Raw genomic sequence first — 15,917 nt, 5'->3', positions numbered from 1 at the left:
CATGGCCACAGAAATCCACACCCCCGATTTGCGTGCCGCCGCCAATTCCGCCCTGACGTCACGCTGGGCCAAGCCCGCCGTCTTCATGTTTGCCCTGGTTCCCCTGATCTGGACCGTCTGGCTCGCCTACACGGGTGAGCTCGGGGCGGAGCCAGTACTGGAGAGCGTCAAGGCCAGCGGATTGTGGGCCCTGCGCTTCCTGCTGATCGCGCTGGCCTTGACGCCATTGCGGATGTTGACCGGAGTGGCAGGGCTGGCGCGCTTCCGGCGGATGCTCGGATTGTTCGCCTTCTTCTATGCCGTTGTCCACCTGTCCACCTATATCGGGTTGGATCAGTTCTTCGACTGGACGGCGATTTGGCAGGATATCGTCAAACGTCCCTATATCACCGTCGGCATGGGCGCGTTCATGATTTTGACTGCGCTTGCCGCCACATCGACCGACGGCATGGTCAAACGGCTGGGCGGCAAGCGCTGGCGTCTGCTCCATAAGGGAGTCTTTGTCGCCGGGCTGGCCGCCTGCCTCCACTTCATCATGCTGGTGAAGGGATGGCAGACGGCGCCGTTGGTCTATGCGCTGGTCTGCATCGGGCTGCTGGCCTTCCGCCGCTGGCCGATCCGGCTCGCGCGGCGGAAGGAGCCGGCGGTCAGAATACGGCCCGCAGCAGCCCCACGGTCCGTCGAAGCGCCAGAACCGCACTTTCCGGATGGAAGCTCCCCCGCTCGTCGCAGTTGAAGCCGTGGCCAGCCGGATAGACATGAACCGGCAGCCATGGGTAGCGTGAGCGCACGCCGTCCGCCACCGATAGTGGGATGGCATGGTCCTGCTCGCCGAAGTGCAGGAGCGTCGGCACGCGCGGGACAGTATCGAGGGACTTGCCGATTTCGCCGCCATAATAGCCGACGGCCGCGCGCAACGGCAGAGCGGCAGCCGCAGCCCAGGCAATGCTCCCGCCCCAGCAATAGCCGACGATGGCCGCCGCGCCGGCACCGCCCAGATGGGCCAGCGCAGCGGCAACGTCCTGCAGCGCGTCGGCGGTAGGCACCGCCCCCTTCAATGCAATACCCTTCTGGATACCGGCATCGTCATAGGCCAGTTCGACCCCACGCTCGGCCCGGTCGAACAGGTCCGGTGCCAAAGCAGTGAAGCCCTGCTGGGCAAATCCATCGCACACGCTACGGATGTGATGGTTGATGCCGAAAATTTCCGGCGCCACGATCAGCCGACCGATCTCTTCACCCTTGGCCGGCACCTTGTAAGCGCGCAGCCGGTGGCCGTCCGCAGCCTGCAGTTCGATCCAGCTTGCCGTTACATCACTCATATCCCGAACCTCGTCTTTGAAGACCGTCGACGCGGCCATTGGGTTCAATCATAGACACGGAGAGCGTGACGGCAACCGGGCAAGGTCGGTTCTTTGCGCCGTCACCTGCCACAAATTCCGGATCCATATCAGTGCTGCATCTATGCGGCGTCGGTGAGCAGGCTTGCTCAGCTCTTGGCGATCTCGCCCAACACATCCTTGGCGAGGCTGCGGATGTGCCGCTCCATTGCGGCGCGGGCCTCCGCCGGGTCACCGGTTTCCAGCGCGGCGATGACGTCGAGGTGCTCGTCGCAATCGGGACGGATGCGCGACGGCAGGCCGGACAGCTCGAACAGGCGCGTCGTCACCCGCAGGTCGCGGATGATCTGCGCCAGCACCGCGTTGCCGGACGCCTCGGCGATCAGGGTATGCAGTTCCTCGTCGGCCGCCCAATGGTCCTCGAAACGGATCTTGGGCTCGTCGCGCAACCGCAGCATCTCAGCCTTCATCGCCTGTAGCCGGACAGGGTCGATCCGCGACGCGGCGGCTGTGATCGCCTCCCCCTCCAGGATCTCGCGCAGACGCATGCTCTGGAAATATTCGCGGTTGGAAACCTCGCGCACCCGGTAAGGACGGTTGAACTCCTTGCGGATCAACCCCTCGCTGGCCAGCCGCACCAGCGCCTCACGGATCGGCGTGCGCGAAATGCTGAGCGCGGTGGCCAGCCGGTCCTCGACGATCACCTCGCCGCTGGGAATCCGGCGGTCGAGGATCATCTCCAGGATGGTCCGGTAGGCCATGCTCGCCAGATTCACGCCGGCAGCGGCCGGGGTCGCTGCTTTCGGGCTGTCCATCTCCATGCTCATACCAGTCCTGCCCCCTGACGCTGATCTCTCCCTAACAAAGCAGACGGATCATTGTCCTGCAAAGGTTCTGAACGTTCCGGCGGGCCGGCGGGGCGTGGCTCGACGCTTCACTCAATGTTGCAGGATCTTGGCAAGGAACTGGGCGGCGCGCTCCGAACGCTGGGTCTCGAAGAACTCGGCCTTGGTGCAATCCTCGATGATGCTGCCATGGTCCATGAAGATCACCCGGTGGGCGACCTTGCGGGCGAAGCCCATCTCGTGGGTGACGCAGATCATCGTCATGCCCTCGTTGGCGAGTTCGACCATGACGTCGAGCACCTCGTTGATCATCTCCGGGTCGAGCGCGGAAGTCGGCTCGTCGAACAGGATGGCGATCGGGTCCATCGCCAAGGCGCGGGCGATGGCAACGCGCTGCTGCTGACCGCCGGAAAGCTGACCGGGGAACTTGTGCGCCTGGTTGGCCAGCCCGACCCGCGCCAGCAGCGCCTCTCCCTTGGCTTCGGCCTCGGCGGTCGGGCGGCCCAGCACCTTGCGCTGCGACAGCGTCAGGTTCTGCATGATGGTCAGGTGGGGGAACAGCTCGAAATTCTGGAACACCATGCCGACGCGGGCGCGCAGCGCCGACATGTTGGTTGCCCGCGCGCCGACGTCGATGCCGTCCACCTTGATCTGGCCGGACTGGAAGGGCTCAAGCCCGTTGACGCACTTGATCAGCGTCGACTTGCCCGATCCGGAGGGGCCGCAGACCACCACCACCTCCCCCTTGCGCACGGTGGTCGTGCAGTTCTTCAGGACCTGGAAGGTGCCGTAGGTCTTGCTGACATTCTCGATGGCGATCATGAGGGATTCTCTTGGCGATGGGCGCCGCCGCAGCGGCGCCGGAACGTTGGGGGAAGGGGGGCGTTTCAGCGGAACCGGTCGATCAGGAACGGCGTCGGGTCGATGTCGGTGCGGCCGTCCAGCAGCAGGTCGGCGGTCATGCGGGCGACGACCGGGGCCAGGGTGAAGCCGTTGGACGTTACCGTGTTGAAGAATCCCGGCAATCCCGGCACCGGGCCGAGGATCGGCGCTCCGTCGATGTTGATGTTCATCGCCGCCCAGGCGCGCACCACATGCAGCCCGGCGATCTGCGGCAGCACATGGCGGGCGACCCACAGGTTGCCCTCGATGCTGGAGCGCGACACCGTGTTGAAGCGGCGTGCCGGGTCGAAGACGGCGGTCCAGGCACCGCCGATGATCAGTCCGCCGGTGACGGCCTGCTTCAGGCTGAGATGGCGGTCGGCATGAGCGACGAGCTGGCTGACCAGCTTGGGCGCCGGTTCGGTGACGATCATCTGCAAAGGCGCGCTGTGCACCGGCACGTCGATGCCGACCAGCCGCCCGGTTTCGCGCGCCCAGGGGCCGCTGGCGTTGATGATCTGTTTGGCGCGGATGCGGCAGCGCGAAGTTTCGACCCGCCATCCGCCGCCCTCGACGGCGGGAAGGGCAGCGATACCCGTGACGTTGACCCCGCGCAGGAAGCGGGCGCCCTGGCGGCGGGCCTGCTCCAGCACGGCGTAGGTCGCGCGCAGCGGGTTGATCTTGCCCTCCTGCGGGGCGTATTCGGCGCCGACCAGCCCGTCCGACAGGGCCGGGGCGAGGCGGCGCAGCTCGGCTGCGTCGATGATCGCGTTCTCGACGCCGTATTGCCGTTCCAGCGCCGCCTTGGCACGCAGGAACTCCATGCCGGCCGGGCTGTCGGCGACCATAAGCCCGCCGGTGACGGCCAGCTCGAAATCGGCTCTACAGGCCTTCTCCAACTCGCGCCACAGCGCGACGGAGCGCGGGCCGAGCGTCAACGTCGCCGCAGCCGGGCCGCCGCCCGCCTCGGCCCGCGCTCCGAAGTCGAAGGACAGGAGCTGGACATGCAGGCTGCCGGCATTGGCGCCAGACGCCTGGAGGTTGGTGTCGCCGCGCTCGACCACCAGCACGTCGCGGCCGGCCTGCGTCAGGTAATAGGCGAGGCAGGAACCGACCACGCCGCCGCCGACAATCAGGATCTCTGCCTCCTGGTTGGGCAGCGGGCCGTCCTCCAGCGGGCGGGCGAGGTTTGGGGTGATGGCGCGCTGATGGCCGCCCCATTCCGGCTTCTCGAAGGCAAAGGCGCCGGCCGGCGTCGGCTTGGCTGGCAGGCGCGGCGCCAGATACTGCTCGGGCGCCCGCGGACGGCCGGTGGCCTGCTCCAGCAGCAGTGCGGCGGTCGCCGCGCAGTAGCGCCCCTGGCAGCGGCCCATGCCGAGCCGGGTGTTGCGCTTCAGTGCCGCGAGGCTGTCATGGCCGGCGGCGATCTCGGCGCGGACCTGGCCGAAGGTGACCTCCTCGCAGCGGCACAGCATGGCGTCGTCGGGTACGGCGCCGAGCCGCACCGGCAGCGCCCGGTAGATCGACCACAGCGCGGCCTGGAAGCCCTCGGCCCGCCGCAGGTCGGCCAGCGTCCGCCGGCTTTCCTCCGGGTACGTGTCTGTCAGGCCGAGCTGGGTGGCGGCGGAGATGCCGGCCAGCGCGCCCCGCGCCTGCGCCACCCGTGAGCCACCGAGATCGACGCCGTCGCCGACCGCGAAGACGCCCGGCAGACTGGTGGCGCCATCCACCGCCGTCTCGGTGGCGAGGTAGCCGAGATGGCTATCCACCAGCCGGTGGGCGCAGCCGAGCGCGCGGGCGATCTCAGTCGAGGGGATGAAGCCGTAACCCAGGCACAGCGCGTCGGCGGGAACTCTGACGGCATCTGCCAGCCGCGGCGTGCCGTCGGCACCGAGCGGGGCATAGCGCACATGATCCAGCCGGCCGTCGCCTTCCGCCGCGCCCTCTGCCGCGACGATGCCGTGCGACCACAGCACCGGTACCCCGGCGCGCCGCAGCGTCAGCATATAGCGGGCGCCGTCGCCAATCAGGCCGGGGGCCGCTCGCAGCGCCTTCAGTAACTCGCGCCACTGGGCGGGTGACGGGCGCGGCGCGCTTTCCAGAACGGCGACCACCTCGACACCACCCTGCACCAGCTCGCAGGCCAGTTGCAGGTTGAGCGGGCCGTTGCCGGCAACCACCACCCTACGGCCGGGCGCCACCCGGTAGGCGCGCGCCAATGTCTGGCCGGCTCCCGTCGTCATCACGCCGGGCAGGGTCCAGCCTGCGAAGGGCGCCGGCCGCTCGTAGGCGCCGCTGGCGATCACCAGCCGCCGCGGCCGATAGACGGTTTCGCGCCCAGCGACGACGGCGATCACTTCGTTGGGGGTGTGGGCGCCCCACACCGTCGCCTCCTGGACGATGGCGACGCCGGCCCGCTTCGCCGCGTCGAGCAGGGCGAGGCCGGCGCGGAACTGGCGGTCGGTCGGTTTGTCGGTGTTATGCGAGGGAGCGAGCGGCTTGAAATATTGACCGCCGCTCTGCGGCCGCTCGTCCAGCACCACCACGTCGGCACCGCGTCGCGCCGCAGCCTCCGCCGCGGCCAGACCGGCCGGGCCGGCTCCGATCACCAGCAGGTCCAGTGTCCGCTCTTCCGGCGCCGTGCCCTGCGGCGGCGGCACCAGCGGGGCCAGTGGATCTTCGGGCGTGCCGGCCGGCGGCTGCGAGCGGATGGTCTGGCCGTCCGCCACCTTAGTCAAGCAGGCGCGCTGGCTGGCTTTGCCGTCCACCGTCACCAGGCATTCGAAGCAGGCGCCCATGCCGCAATAGAGGCCGCGCCGCCCGCCATCGCGAGTGTGGCGATAGGCGGCGACACCATGCGCCGCCAGGGCTGCCGCCACCGTCTCCCCGGCCAGCGCGGGAATGCGCTCGTCGTCATAGGTGATCTCGATGGATGCGCCGTCGCGGCGGACGCTGGAATGTTCGAGGCGCATGGGCGGGACGGCTTTTCCGGATTGCGGTGGAAAACGGTTTGGCGAGGGGCTTTTCAAGGCTGCGTCAATTTGCGCTGGATTCCTGTATACAGATAGTATACGAGTAGTATTTAGGCAAGGTCAAAAATTAGGCAGGAGCTTGGGGGAACCCATGACGGCATTGCGCGGCACCTACACGGTTCTCATCACCCCCTTCACCGCCGACGGCGGCGCGGTGGACGTTCCGGCCCTGAAGAAGCTCGTGAACTGGCAGATCGAGCAGGGCATCCACGGGCTGATCCCGCTCGGCAGCACCGGCGAGTTCCTGTCGATGACCCCGGAGGAACGGGCGCAGGTCATCGAGGTCTGCGTGACCGAGGCGGCGGGCCGCGTGCCCGTGCTGATTGGCACCGGCGCCGAATGGACGCGCGACGCCGTCGCGCTGGCCAAGGAAGCCGAAAGCATGGGCGCCGACGGGGTGATGGTGATCCCGCCCTATTACAGCTCGCCCACGCCCGACGAGCTGTTCGAGCATTACCGCCGCATCGGCGAGGCGATCTCGCTGCCGGTGATGATCTACAACAACCCGGCGACCGCCAACGTCGACCTCACCCCGCCCATCGTCGCGCGGCTGAGCGAGATCGACAACGTGCTGTACATCAAGGAATCGACGCTGGAGGTGACGCGGGTTCGCGACATCATCGAGCTGTGCGGCGACCGCATGACGGTGTTCGCTGGCATCCTCGGCTACGAATCCTTCTGGCTCGGCGCCCAGGGCTGGGTCGCGGTCTGTTCCAACCTGATCCCGCGCGATTCGGCCCGGCTGTTCGAGCTGGTGGCCGACCACAGCGACAAGGAGCAGGCGCTGGCGCTCTACAAGAAGATGCTGCCGATCGTCCGCTGGGTCGGCGGCCACCGCTACGTCGCCGCGTCGAAGGCCGGGCTCGGCATAATGGGCCTGCCGGTGGGAGCGCCGCGCGCGCCGCGCCTGCCTCTGCCGACCGGCGACACCGAGGCCCTGCGCGCCGATCTGGCGGCGTACGGCCTGATCGATTCCCTGGGCGTCTCCCCCGCTGGTGGGACCGGGCGCTGACCGGGTGCGAGTGCTGGACCGTCCAAACACGAGAGAAGGGGATTAGAATGACCATTCGCAAGCTGTTGATCGCCGCCGGCCTGACCCTGTTCGCGCTCCCGGCAGCCGCCCAAACCGCACCCCAGTCGGCTGCGTGCAAGCCGGCGGTTGCCGATTCCGAGCTGGTCAAGCCGGGCACGCTGGTGATGTCAACCAACCCGACCCTGCCGCCGATGCAGTTCGTCGATTCGAGCGGCCAGTTGAAGGGCATGCGCGTCACGCTGGGCAACGAGATCGCCAAGCGTCTCTGCCTGACGCCGGAATATGTCCGCATCGAGTTCTCGGCGATGATCCCCGGCCTCCAGGCCGGCCGCTGGGACCTGATCAACACCGGCATCTTCTGGACCGAGGAGCGGGCCAAGATGATGCCGATGATCAATTATGAATCGCAGGCGATCAGCATCTCGGTGACCAAGGGCAACCCGCTGAAGATCGCCAAGCCGGAGGATCTGGCGGGTCGCCCGGTCGGCGTCGAGCTGGGCGGCTTCGAGGAGCGCAAGCTGCGCGAGCTCGACAAGATGGTGACGGCCAAGGGGCTGAAGCCGATCGAAATCAAGACCTTCGACAATTTCGCCACGGCCTACCAGGCGCTGCGCGCCGGCCAGACGGAGGCGTCGGTGGCGATCGATCCGACGGCGGCGGAATACAGCAAGCGCGGCGACTTCGACCGGGCCCTGCACGGCCTGTTCCCGACCCCGGTCGCCCTGGCGATGAAGAGCAAGCCGCTGAGCGAGGCGGTGGTGGCCGTCCTCAACGACATGCAGAAGGACGGTTCGTACAAGAAGCTGATGGACGAATACGGCCTGCTGCCCAACGACGGCGCCTTCAAGGTCAACGGACCCGGCATGTGAGGCACGGGGCGCGGGCGGCGGCGGGGGCATGACCCCATCGCCGCCCGCGCGCCGGACAAGAGCGAAAGGTTGATGGAATGACCAGCGGCTGGAACTGGGACGGGTTCTTCGACTACCTGTTCAACGGGTATCTGCTCAGCGGAGCGCTCACCACCCTGTGGCTGACGCTCGCGGGAATCGCCGGCGGCCTGGTGGTCGGCTGCCTGCTGGCGCTGCTGCGGCTGTCTCCCTATCGCTGGGTGGCGGTGGCGGCGCAAGCCTACATCTGGGTGTTCCGCGGCACGCCGCTGCTGGTCCAGCTCATCATCATCTACACCGGCCTGCCACAGATCGGCATCAAGCTGTCGGTGACGGAATCCGCGCTGATCGGCCTGATCCTGAACGAGGCCGCCTATCTGGCCGAGATCATCCGTGGCGGCATCCTCGGTGTCGCCGCCGGACAGAGCAACGCCGGCCGCGCGCTCGGGCTGAACTCGGCACAGGTGATGGTCTACATCGTCCTGCCGCAGGCAACCCGCATCATCATTCCCGCACTCGGCAACAGCGTGAACGGTCTTTTGAAGACCACGTCCGTCACCTCGGTCATCTCGATGGAGGAACTGCTGCGCAGCACCCAGCTCCTCATCCAGGAGCGTTTCATGGTGCTGGAGCTGTTCACGGTGGCGGCACTCTACTACCTGTTGATGACTTCGCTGTGGGACATCGTCCAGCGCCGCATCGAGCGCCATTTCGGCCGCGCCTACCGCAACGTTGCGATCGTCGACGGCCAGTGAGGCACCTGTCATGCCCCCTCCCCCGACCGACCCGCTATTCCCTCGCCCCACCAACCTCGGCGACCAAACCCATGGGCATCTGCGCGAGCTGATCCTCAGCCGCCAGATCCCCGGCGGTGCCGAGGTGCCGGAAGGCCGGCTGGCCGAGCGGTTGAACGTGTCGCGCACGCCGATGCGCGAGGCGCTGGTCCGGTTGGTCGGCGAGGGGCTGCTGGAGCGCACCAGCGAGCGCAGCTACCGGGTCCGCGTCGTCTCGGCCCGCGAGTTCTTCGAATGCATGCAGATGCGCGAGCTGCTGGAGTGCCACGCCATCGGGACGGCGGTTCCTCTGGTCGGCGACGCCGATCTGGCGGAGCTGCGGCGCGGGCTGGACTCGCTGGAGGACGGCAAGGACGACATGCAGCACTGGCTCTACGACAACCATTTCCACAGCTTCTTCGCCCGCGTCAGCGGCAACGAGACGCTGGCCGACACCATCACGCGGATGCGCGTGGTCGCCCGCCTGTTCCGCATCTCAAGCGCCTTCCATCGCAAACGTGAGATCGACGCCGAGCACCGGGCTGTGCTGGAGGCGGCCGAGCGGCGCGACGCCTCCGCCGCCAAGGCCGCCATGCTCGCGCATCTGCGTAACCTCCAGGACGACGCCCGCCGCGCCATCGCCGCCGAGGCCAACCCGGGCGGCTATTTCCTGTAAGATCCCCGCCGCAAGAACCGTTCTTCGAGGACCAGGGAGAGTTCCATGCCGCAATTCGACACCGTGATCCGCCATGGCACGCTGGCCACTGCATCCGACGTGTTCGCCGCCGATCTCGGCGTGATCGGCGGCCGCATCGCCGCCATCGGCACCGGGCTCGGGCCGGGTACGCGCGAGATCGACGCGACCGGCAAGCTGGTGCTGCCGGGCGGCGTCGACGGCCATTGCCACCTCGACCAGCCGACCAGCGACGGCTCGCAGTCGGCCGACGATTTCGAGACCGGAACGCGCTCGGCCGCCTGCGGCGGCACCACGACGGTCATCCCCTTCGCCTGCCAGTTCAAGGGCCAGTCGCTGCGCGACGCGGTGAGCGACTATCACCGGCGGGCCGACGGCAAAGCGGTGATCGACTACGCCTTCCACCTCATCGTCAGCGACCCGACCGACCAACTCCTCGGTCAGGATCTGCCGGCGCTGATCCAGGACGGCTACACGTCGTTCAAGATCTACATGACCTACGACGACATGAAGCTGAACGACCGGCAGGTGCTGGAGCTGCTCAGCGTCGCGCGGCGCGACGGCGCCATGGCGATGATCCACGCCGAAAACGCCGACTTCATCGGCTGGCTGACCGACAAGCTGCTCGCCGCCGGCCATACGGCGCCGCGATACCATGCGGACTCACGCCCGATGCTGGTGGAGCGCGAGGCAACCCATCGCGCCATCGCCATGGCGGAGTTGGCCGACGTGCCGATCCTGATCGTCCATGTGTCGGGCCGCGAGGCGATCGAACAAATCCACTGGGCGCAGGGCCGTGGCATGCGCATCTACGCCGAAACCTGCCCGCAATACATGGTGCTGACCGAGCACGACCTGCACGGCCACGGGATGGAGGGGGCGAAGTGCATTTGCAGCCCGCCGCCGCGCGACAAGGCCAACCAGGCGGTCATCTGGGACGCGCTGGCCGGCGGCACCTTCCATATAGTGTCGTCCGACCACGCGCCGTTCCGCTACCAGGACCCCAAGGGCAAGATGCTGCACGGCGCCGACACGCCCTTCAACTGGATCCCCAACGGCGTACCGGGCATCGAGACGCGGCTGCCAATCCTGTTTTCCGAAGGGGTGAAGAAGGGCCGAATCAGCCTCCAGCGCTTCGTCGAGCTGTCCGCCACCAACCCGGCCAAGATGTACGGCCTGCACCCGCGCAAGGGCAGCCTCGCCATCGGCGCCGATGCCGACATAGTGATCTACGACCCGGACCGCAAGGTCACGATCACCAACGGCATGCTGCACCACAACGTCGACTACACCCCCTACGAGGGGCTGGAAGTGACCGGCTGGCCGGAAACCGTCCTGTCGCGCGGCGAAGTCGTGGTGGAGGGAGGCGCCTGCGTGGCGCAGCCCGGCCGCGGCGCCTTTCTGCGCTGTGACACGCCGGATCTGGCGCGGCCGAAGGTGACGGCGGTCTGAGGGGCAAGTGACTCCACCAGATATGCCCCACCCCAACCCTCCCCTGCTCTCGCAGAGGTTTCGGGTGAGGGCAGGTACGAACCCGAGAAACGAGGATCATCACACCATGGACGCCCTGACCATCACCGCCGGCCCCTTCACCTTCGGCGCCCGTTTCGAGACCAGCGCCGCACCGAAGACCTGCGCCAAATTCCGCAACCTGCTGCCCTATGAGGGCCAGATCGTCCATGTCCGCTGGAGCGGGGAAGGCGTGTGGATTCCGCTGGGCGATACCGATTTCGGCCTCGGTTACGAGAACCACACCAGCCACCCGGCTCCGGGCCAGATCATCCTCTATCCGGGCGGCATCAGCGAGACCGAGATCCTGCTGGCTTATGGCGGTGTCCAGTTTTCCAGCAAGATGGGCCAGCTCGCCGGCAACCACTTCATCACCATCACCGAGGGGCTCGAGAATCTGGCGGAACTCGGCAAGCGTACCCTCTGGCAGGGTGCGCAGCCGATCCGCTTCGAATTGGCTCGCTGACACAGAAGAGGCGCCGGCTTGAACTTTGCCGAATGGTCGGCCGTCTTCGGCGGTGATGCCAAGATGACGCTGGCCTTGCTCGACCGACTGACGCATCACTGTGACATCCTCGAAGCCGGCAATGAAAACTGGCGTTCAAAAACCGTTCCTGAGCAGTCCAACTCATTCACCCACTCGTTGCCCAGGGGAAACCCATTGGCCACTTTCATCTGGGCAGTCGGGTAAAGGAGCTTGTTCGTATTTTGAGTTTCCGGCCATCCCTGCGAAGGTGGGGATGATAAATCGGCCGCAACAACAGGCCGGATACAGGAATGCATTCTTCTCGGCCAATCAGCCCGGATTTTTCTCTGGCACCGGAAGGGTTGGCCGCACACAGGTTTCGAGCGGGAAGTTTCAGGTTGCGGGGAAGTCCACCGTTACGCGGGTGCCGCCGGGACCGCTGTCGGCGCTCAGCTTGCCACGCAACTGGCCGACGAAGGCGCGCACCACCTTCAGGCCCAACGTCGCCGCCCTTGCGACATCCACACCGGCAGGCAGGCCGGTCCCACGGTCGGAAACCTCCAGGCGAAAACCGCCACCCTCATAGCGGCCCAGCCGGACGTCGATGGTGCCGGGCGCCCCGGCCGGAAAGGCATGGCGCGCAGCATTGCCAACCAACTCGCTGACGATCAGGCTGAAGGGGATGAGCACATCCACCGGCATCTCGGCAACCTCAGCTGCAACTTGAATCCGGTGAGCGCCGGGCAACGTCGCCTCCAATTCCAGGCATAACTCGCGAAGAAGAACGGCTACATTGACGCAACCGGAGCGCAAGGCACCATGTGAATGCTGATGAGCCTGGGTAACGATACCGACACGACCTCCGGCACTTTGCAGCGCCCGCCGCACCTCTGGATCCTTGGTTGACAACGTTTGGAGGGTTAGCAGGCTGGAGACCAGTTGCAACGTGTTCTTTAGCCGGTGGCTGACGTCACGCAGCCGGCGTTCATGTTCCGCTGCCGATTCCGATGTTTCTTCCACGGTGACGATCAGGGCACGGACGACGCTGTTGACCCCCATCATCGGGGTAATCCGCACATCCCAGAACCGCTCACCGTCCGGGGCGCCGTCGCCAACTGCACGACTGCGCTGGGGCCTGCCGGTCTGGCGCGCCTCAGTCAACAGGGTGGAAGGCAGCGCCGGGAAACGCTCTGTCAGATTCGTTCCGGCAACAACACCGAACGCGCGGAAGGCAGCATTGGCAAAGATACAACAGCCTTCCTCTCCATCCACCAGTGCCGTGGGCGTCGGTGTCTGGTCCAGCAGGCAGCGCAGCATTGCCGGGTCGTCGATACCGACGCCGGCTGTCACGACCCCACTTTCCGCCGGCCGCTCGGCCCCCGGTTCGGTACCGAACTCCGCGTTCCGGTAAGCCGTGACCGCCATAATGTGCGCCATCGCCCCCAACCTCGCCTGCCGCCCTCAGCTGCCGGTTCCCGCGGCCACTCCCAACGGGTACCATTCCAGCCTCGTCAGTGTAAGGCTTCGTTCGCGCTCGGCACCAGTCCAACAACCCGAACACCTGCTAGACAAATGGCATTACGCCCTTTGGAAGGTTTGGCCTGGGACAATCGGTCAAGCCCGGGCGGCGGCGCTCTCCATACCCAGCGCCTGCAAGGCGGTACGAACAATGTGCTGGGCGGTCAGGCCAGCGATTTCATACTGCTTGGCCGGCGCGTCATGGTCGAGATACAGGTCCGGCAAAACCATCGGCCTGATCTTCAGACCGCCGTCCAGCAGACCCGCCGTTGCCAAGAACTGCAGTACGAAGCTGCCGAAGCCGCCGATCGATCCCTCCTCGACGGTGATCAGCACCTCATGCTCAAGGGCAAGGCGCCGCACCAGTTCCTCGTCAAGCGGTTTGGCAAAACGGGCATCGGCCAGCGTGGTGGACAGGCCGCGGGCCGCCAGTTCCGATGCCGCACGCCTTGCCTCACCCAGGCGGGTGCCGTAACTGAGGATGGCTATCTTGCTGCCTTCCTGCAGGATCCGGCCTTTGCCCATCGGCAGGATTTCGCCGCGGTCGGGCAGTTCCAGCCCCACACCCTCGCCGCGCGGATAACGCAGGGCAGACGCACGGTCGTCGATGGCGGCCTGCGTCGCCACCATGTGCATCAGCTCCAGTTCGTCAGCAGCTGCCATCAACACGATGTCGGGCAAGCACCCAAGATACGCGGTGTCGAAAGCGCCCGCGTGGGTCGCTCCGTCCGCTCCCACCAGACCGGCGCGATCGAGTGCAAATCGAACCGGCAGATGCTGCAACACCACGTCATGAATGACTTGGTCGTAGGCGCGCTGGAGGAATGTGGAGTAAATGGCACAGAAGGGCTTGAATCCCTCCGTTGCCATGCCCGCGGCAAAGGTCACTGCATGCTGTTCGGCGATACCGACGTCAAAGCAACGGTCGGGAAAACGCTCTCCGAACAGGTCCAGTCCTGTGCCCGATGGCATGGCTGCGGTAATGCCGACAATGGTCGGGTCGGCAGCTGCCTCCGCGATCAGACTCTGAGCAAAGACGCGGGTAAAGGTCGGAGCATTCGATTTTGGCTTGGCCTGGGTGCCGGTCACCACATCGAACTTGGCCACCGCATGTAGCTTGTCGGCCGACGCTTCCGCCGGTCCATATCCTTTGCCCTTCTTGGTAACGACATGGATCAGAACCGGCTTGTCGTCGTCGGCTTCGCGGACATTCTGCAGAACCGGCAGCAAATGGTCCAGGTTGTGGCCGTCGATCGGCCCGATATAGTAGAAGCCCAACTCTTCGAACAAGGTGCCGCCAGTAACCATACCACGGGCATATTCCTCCGCCCGGCGGGCGGCGTTACGCAGCGGCCGCGGCAACTGGTCGGCGATCTCCTTCGCCAGATGGCGCAGGGACAGGTACGGCTTGGACGAGATCAACCGCGACAGATAGGCGCTCATCGCCCCAACCGGCGGAGCGATGGACATGTCGTTGTCATTGAGGACAACGATCAGCCGCGACTTGGTGGAGGCCGCGTTGTTCATCGCCTCGTACGCCATGCCGGCGCTCATTGCACCATCGCCGATCACGGCGATGACATTGCGCCGCTCACCCTTCATCTTGCTGGCAACCGCCATGCCCAACCCGGCCGAAATCGAGGTGGAGCTGTGACCGGCGCCGAACGGATCGTAGTCGCTTTCCGACCGCTTGGTGAAACCGCTGAGACCGCCCCCCATACGTAACGTGCGGATGCGGTCGCGCCGGCCGGTCAGGATTTTGTGCGGATAGCACTGGTGCCCGACGTCCCAGATCAGCCGGTCATAGGGCGTATCGAAGACGTAATGGAGAGCCACCGTCAGTTCCACAACCCCTAATCCGGCGCCGAGATGACCGCCGGTCACCGACACGGCGTCCACGGTCTCGGTACGCAGTTCGTCGGCAAACTGGCGGAGCTGTTCGGGCTTCAAGGCCCGCAGCTTGGCTGGCGTCGGACAAAGGTCGAGCAGCGGGGTCTTGGTGGCGGTCACGTCTTGCGGGTCCTCAAAGCGTTGGTCAGGCGCGGCGCGCGACGACGAAGTCGGCGACGGCCTTCAACATATCGGCACGCCCATCGAAAATGTCCAAGTGCTGCGACGCTTGACGGGATAGCATCTCCGCCTGAGCACGGGCGCGGTCACGGCCCAGGATCGATACGAAGGTCGCCTTGCCGGCCTGAGCGTCGCGGCCGACCGTCTTGCCGGTTTCTTCCGCCGTGCCCTCCACGTCCAGCAGGTCATCGACGATCTGGAAAGCCAGCCCCAAATCGTGGGCATAGGCGCGCAATGCCGTGCGTTGCGGCGGGTTGGCCTTGCCCAGGATACCGCCGGCCTCGCAGGAAAACGCGATCATCTCGCCGGTCTTCATGCGCTGAAGTCGGGTGGTGGTGCCGAGGTCGAAGGTCTCGTGCTCCGCGATCAGGTCGAGCATCTGGCCGCCGACCATGCCATGGCCGCCGGCCGCCTTGGCCAATGCCGACACCAATTGGCAACGGATGTTGGGGTCCTCGTGCGTCGCCGGGTCGGCCAGCACCTCGAACGCCAGGGTCAGCAGCCCGTCGCCGGCCAGGATTGCAGTTGCCTCGTCGAACTGGCGATGGCAGGTCGGACGTCCTCGCCGCAGTTCACCGTCGTCCATCGCCGGCAGGTCATCGTGAACCAGCGAATAGCTATGGACCATCTCCACCGCCGCGGCCGCACGGATTGCGCAGTCCGGATTGACGCCGAACAGCGCGGCGGACTGCATCACCAGGAAGGGGCGCAGACGCTTGCCGCCGTTCAGGCAGCCGTAGCGCATGGCGTCGAACACCCGCGCCTCCGCCAGGTCGGCGGTCGGCAGCAGGGTACCGATCTTCACCTCGACCGCCTGCGCGATTTCCGCCAGGGCGGACTTCAATTCGATCTGGGATATGGTCTGCAC

General features: G+C 66.3%; 14 protein-coding genes and 1 pseudogene. 8 read left to right on the top strand and 7 right to left on the bottom strand.

Annotated elements, in window-relative coordinates; genetic code table 11:
* Window position 1 precedes the first annotated feature (1 nt).
* The gene (locus ABMY26_RS02000) at window positions 2-736 is read left to right on the top strand and encodes a sulfite oxidase heme-binding subunit YedZ (protein ID WP_372394802.1); all 735 of its coding nucleotides are present in this window, start codon (window positions 2-4) and stop codon (window positions 734-736) included.
* Here the strand turns inward: ABMY26_RS02000 and ABMY26_RS01995 are convergent.
* The 4 genes from ABMY26_RS01995 to ABMY26_RS01980 form a co-directional block, all read right to left on the bottom strand.
* Window positions 648-1,361, bottom strand: coding sequence for a dienelactone hydrolase family protein (locus tag ABMY26_RS01995; protein ID WP_372394800.1), 714 nt, complete (start codon window positions 1,359-1,361; stop codon window positions 648-650). The genes ABMY26_RS02000 and ABMY26_RS01995 overlap by 89 nt on opposite strands.
* 128 nt (window positions 1,362-1,489) lie before the next feature.
* Window positions 1,490-2,167, bottom strand: coding sequence for a GntR family transcriptional regulator (locus tag ABMY26_RS01990; protein WP_372394798.1), 678 nt, complete (start codon window positions 2,165-2,167; stop codon window positions 1,490-1,492).
* 111 nt (window positions 2,168-2,278) lie between these two features.
* Window positions 2,279-3,007 carry an amino acid ABC transporter ATP-binding protein gene (locus ABMY26_RS01985; RefSeq protein WP_045583079.1) on the bottom strand — a complete coding sequence of 243 codons (729 nt, stop codon included), beginning with the start codon at window positions 3,005-3,007 and terminating at the stop codon, window positions 2,279-2,281.
* Between the two features lie 65 nt (window positions 3,008-3,072).
* The gene (locus ABMY26_RS01980; RefSeq protein ID WP_372394797.1) at window positions 3,073-6,039 is read right to left on the bottom strand and encodes an FAD-dependent oxidoreductase; all 2,967 of its coding nucleotides are present in this window, start codon (window positions 6,037-6,039) and stop codon (window positions 3,073-3,075) included.
* A gap of 151 nt (window positions 6,040-6,190) precedes the next feature.
* Between ABMY26_RS01980 and dapA the strand changes: the two genes are divergently transcribed.
* From dapA to ABMY26_RS01945, 7 genes and pseudogenes are all read left to right on the top strand, one after another.
* Window positions 6,191-7,111: a 4-hydroxy-tetrahydrodipicolinate synthase gene (gene dapA, locus ABMY26_RS01975; RefSeq protein WP_372394796.1), complete on the top strand. Its 921-nt coding sequence runs from the start codon at window positions 6,191-6,193 to the stop codon at window positions 7,109-7,111.
* Window positions 7,112-7,158: 47 nt separating this feature from the next.
* A complete protein-coding gene (locus ABMY26_RS01970; RefSeq protein ID WP_372394795.1) occupies window positions 7,159-8,001 on the top strand; it encodes an ABC transporter substrate-binding protein in 843 nt (280 codons plus the stop codon).
* Window positions 8,002-8,078: 77 nt separating this feature from the next.
* Window positions 8,079-8,774, top strand: a complete 696-nt coding sequence (locus ABMY26_RS01965) for an amino acid ABC transporter permease (protein ID WP_372394794.1) — start codon at window positions 8,079-8,081, stop codon at window positions 8,772-8,774.
* 10 nt (window positions 8,775-8,784) lie between these two features.
* Window positions 8,785-9,468, top strand: coding sequence for a GntR family transcriptional regulator (locus ABMY26_RS01960; protein ID WP_372394793.1), 684 nt, complete (start codon window positions 8,785-8,787; stop codon window positions 9,466-9,468).
* 45 nt (window positions 9,469-9,513) lie between these two features.
* Complete coding sequence (hydA, locus tag ABMY26_RS01955; protein ID WP_372394791.1) at window positions 9,514-10,938, top strand: dihydropyrimidinase; 1,425 nt, start codon at window positions 9,514-9,516, stop codon at window positions 10,936-10,938.
* Between the two features lie 106 nt (window positions 10,939-11,044).
* Window positions 11,045-11,461 (top strand): DUF3830 family protein, encoded by a 417-nt coding sequence (locus ABMY26_RS01950; protein WP_372394790.1) that lies wholly within the window; start codon window positions 11,045-11,047, stop codon window positions 11,459-11,461.
* 18 nt (window positions 11,462-11,479) lie between these two features.
* Window positions 11,480-11,686 (top strand): annotated as a pseudogene (locus ABMY26_RS01945) (ATP-binding protein); the annotation flags it as partial.
* 168 nt (window positions 11,687-11,854) lie between these two features.
* Here ABMY26_RS01945 and ABMY26_RS01940 read toward each other — a convergent pair.
* The 3 genes from ABMY26_RS01940 to ABMY26_RS01930 form a co-directional block, all read right to left on the bottom strand.
* Window positions 11,855-12,898, bottom strand: a complete 1,044-nt coding sequence (locus ABMY26_RS01940; protein WP_372394789.1) for a histidine kinase dimerization/phosphoacceptor domain -containing protein — start codon at window positions 12,896-12,898, stop codon at window positions 11,855-11,857.
* Between the two features lie 177 nt (window positions 12,899-13,075).
* Window positions 13,076-14,989, bottom strand: coding sequence for a 1-deoxy-D-xylulose-5-phosphate synthase (gene dxs / locus ABMY26_RS01935; RefSeq protein WP_372394788.1), 1,914 nt, complete (start codon window positions 14,987-14,989; stop codon window positions 13,076-13,078).
* A gap of 25 nt (window positions 14,990-15,014) precedes the next feature.
* Entirely contained in the window at window positions 15,015-15,917 is a 903-nt protein-coding gene (locus ABMY26_RS01930) for a polyprenyl synthetase family protein (protein WP_372394787.1), read from the bottom strand.

Source organism: Azospirillum sp. HJ39 (assembly GCF_041507355.1).
Taxonomy (GTDB): Bacteria; Pseudomonadota; Alphaproteobacteria; order Azospirillales; family Azospirillaceae; genus Azospirillum; species Azospirillum thiophilum.
This window is presented reverse-complemented; position numbering and strand designations above follow the sequence as displayed.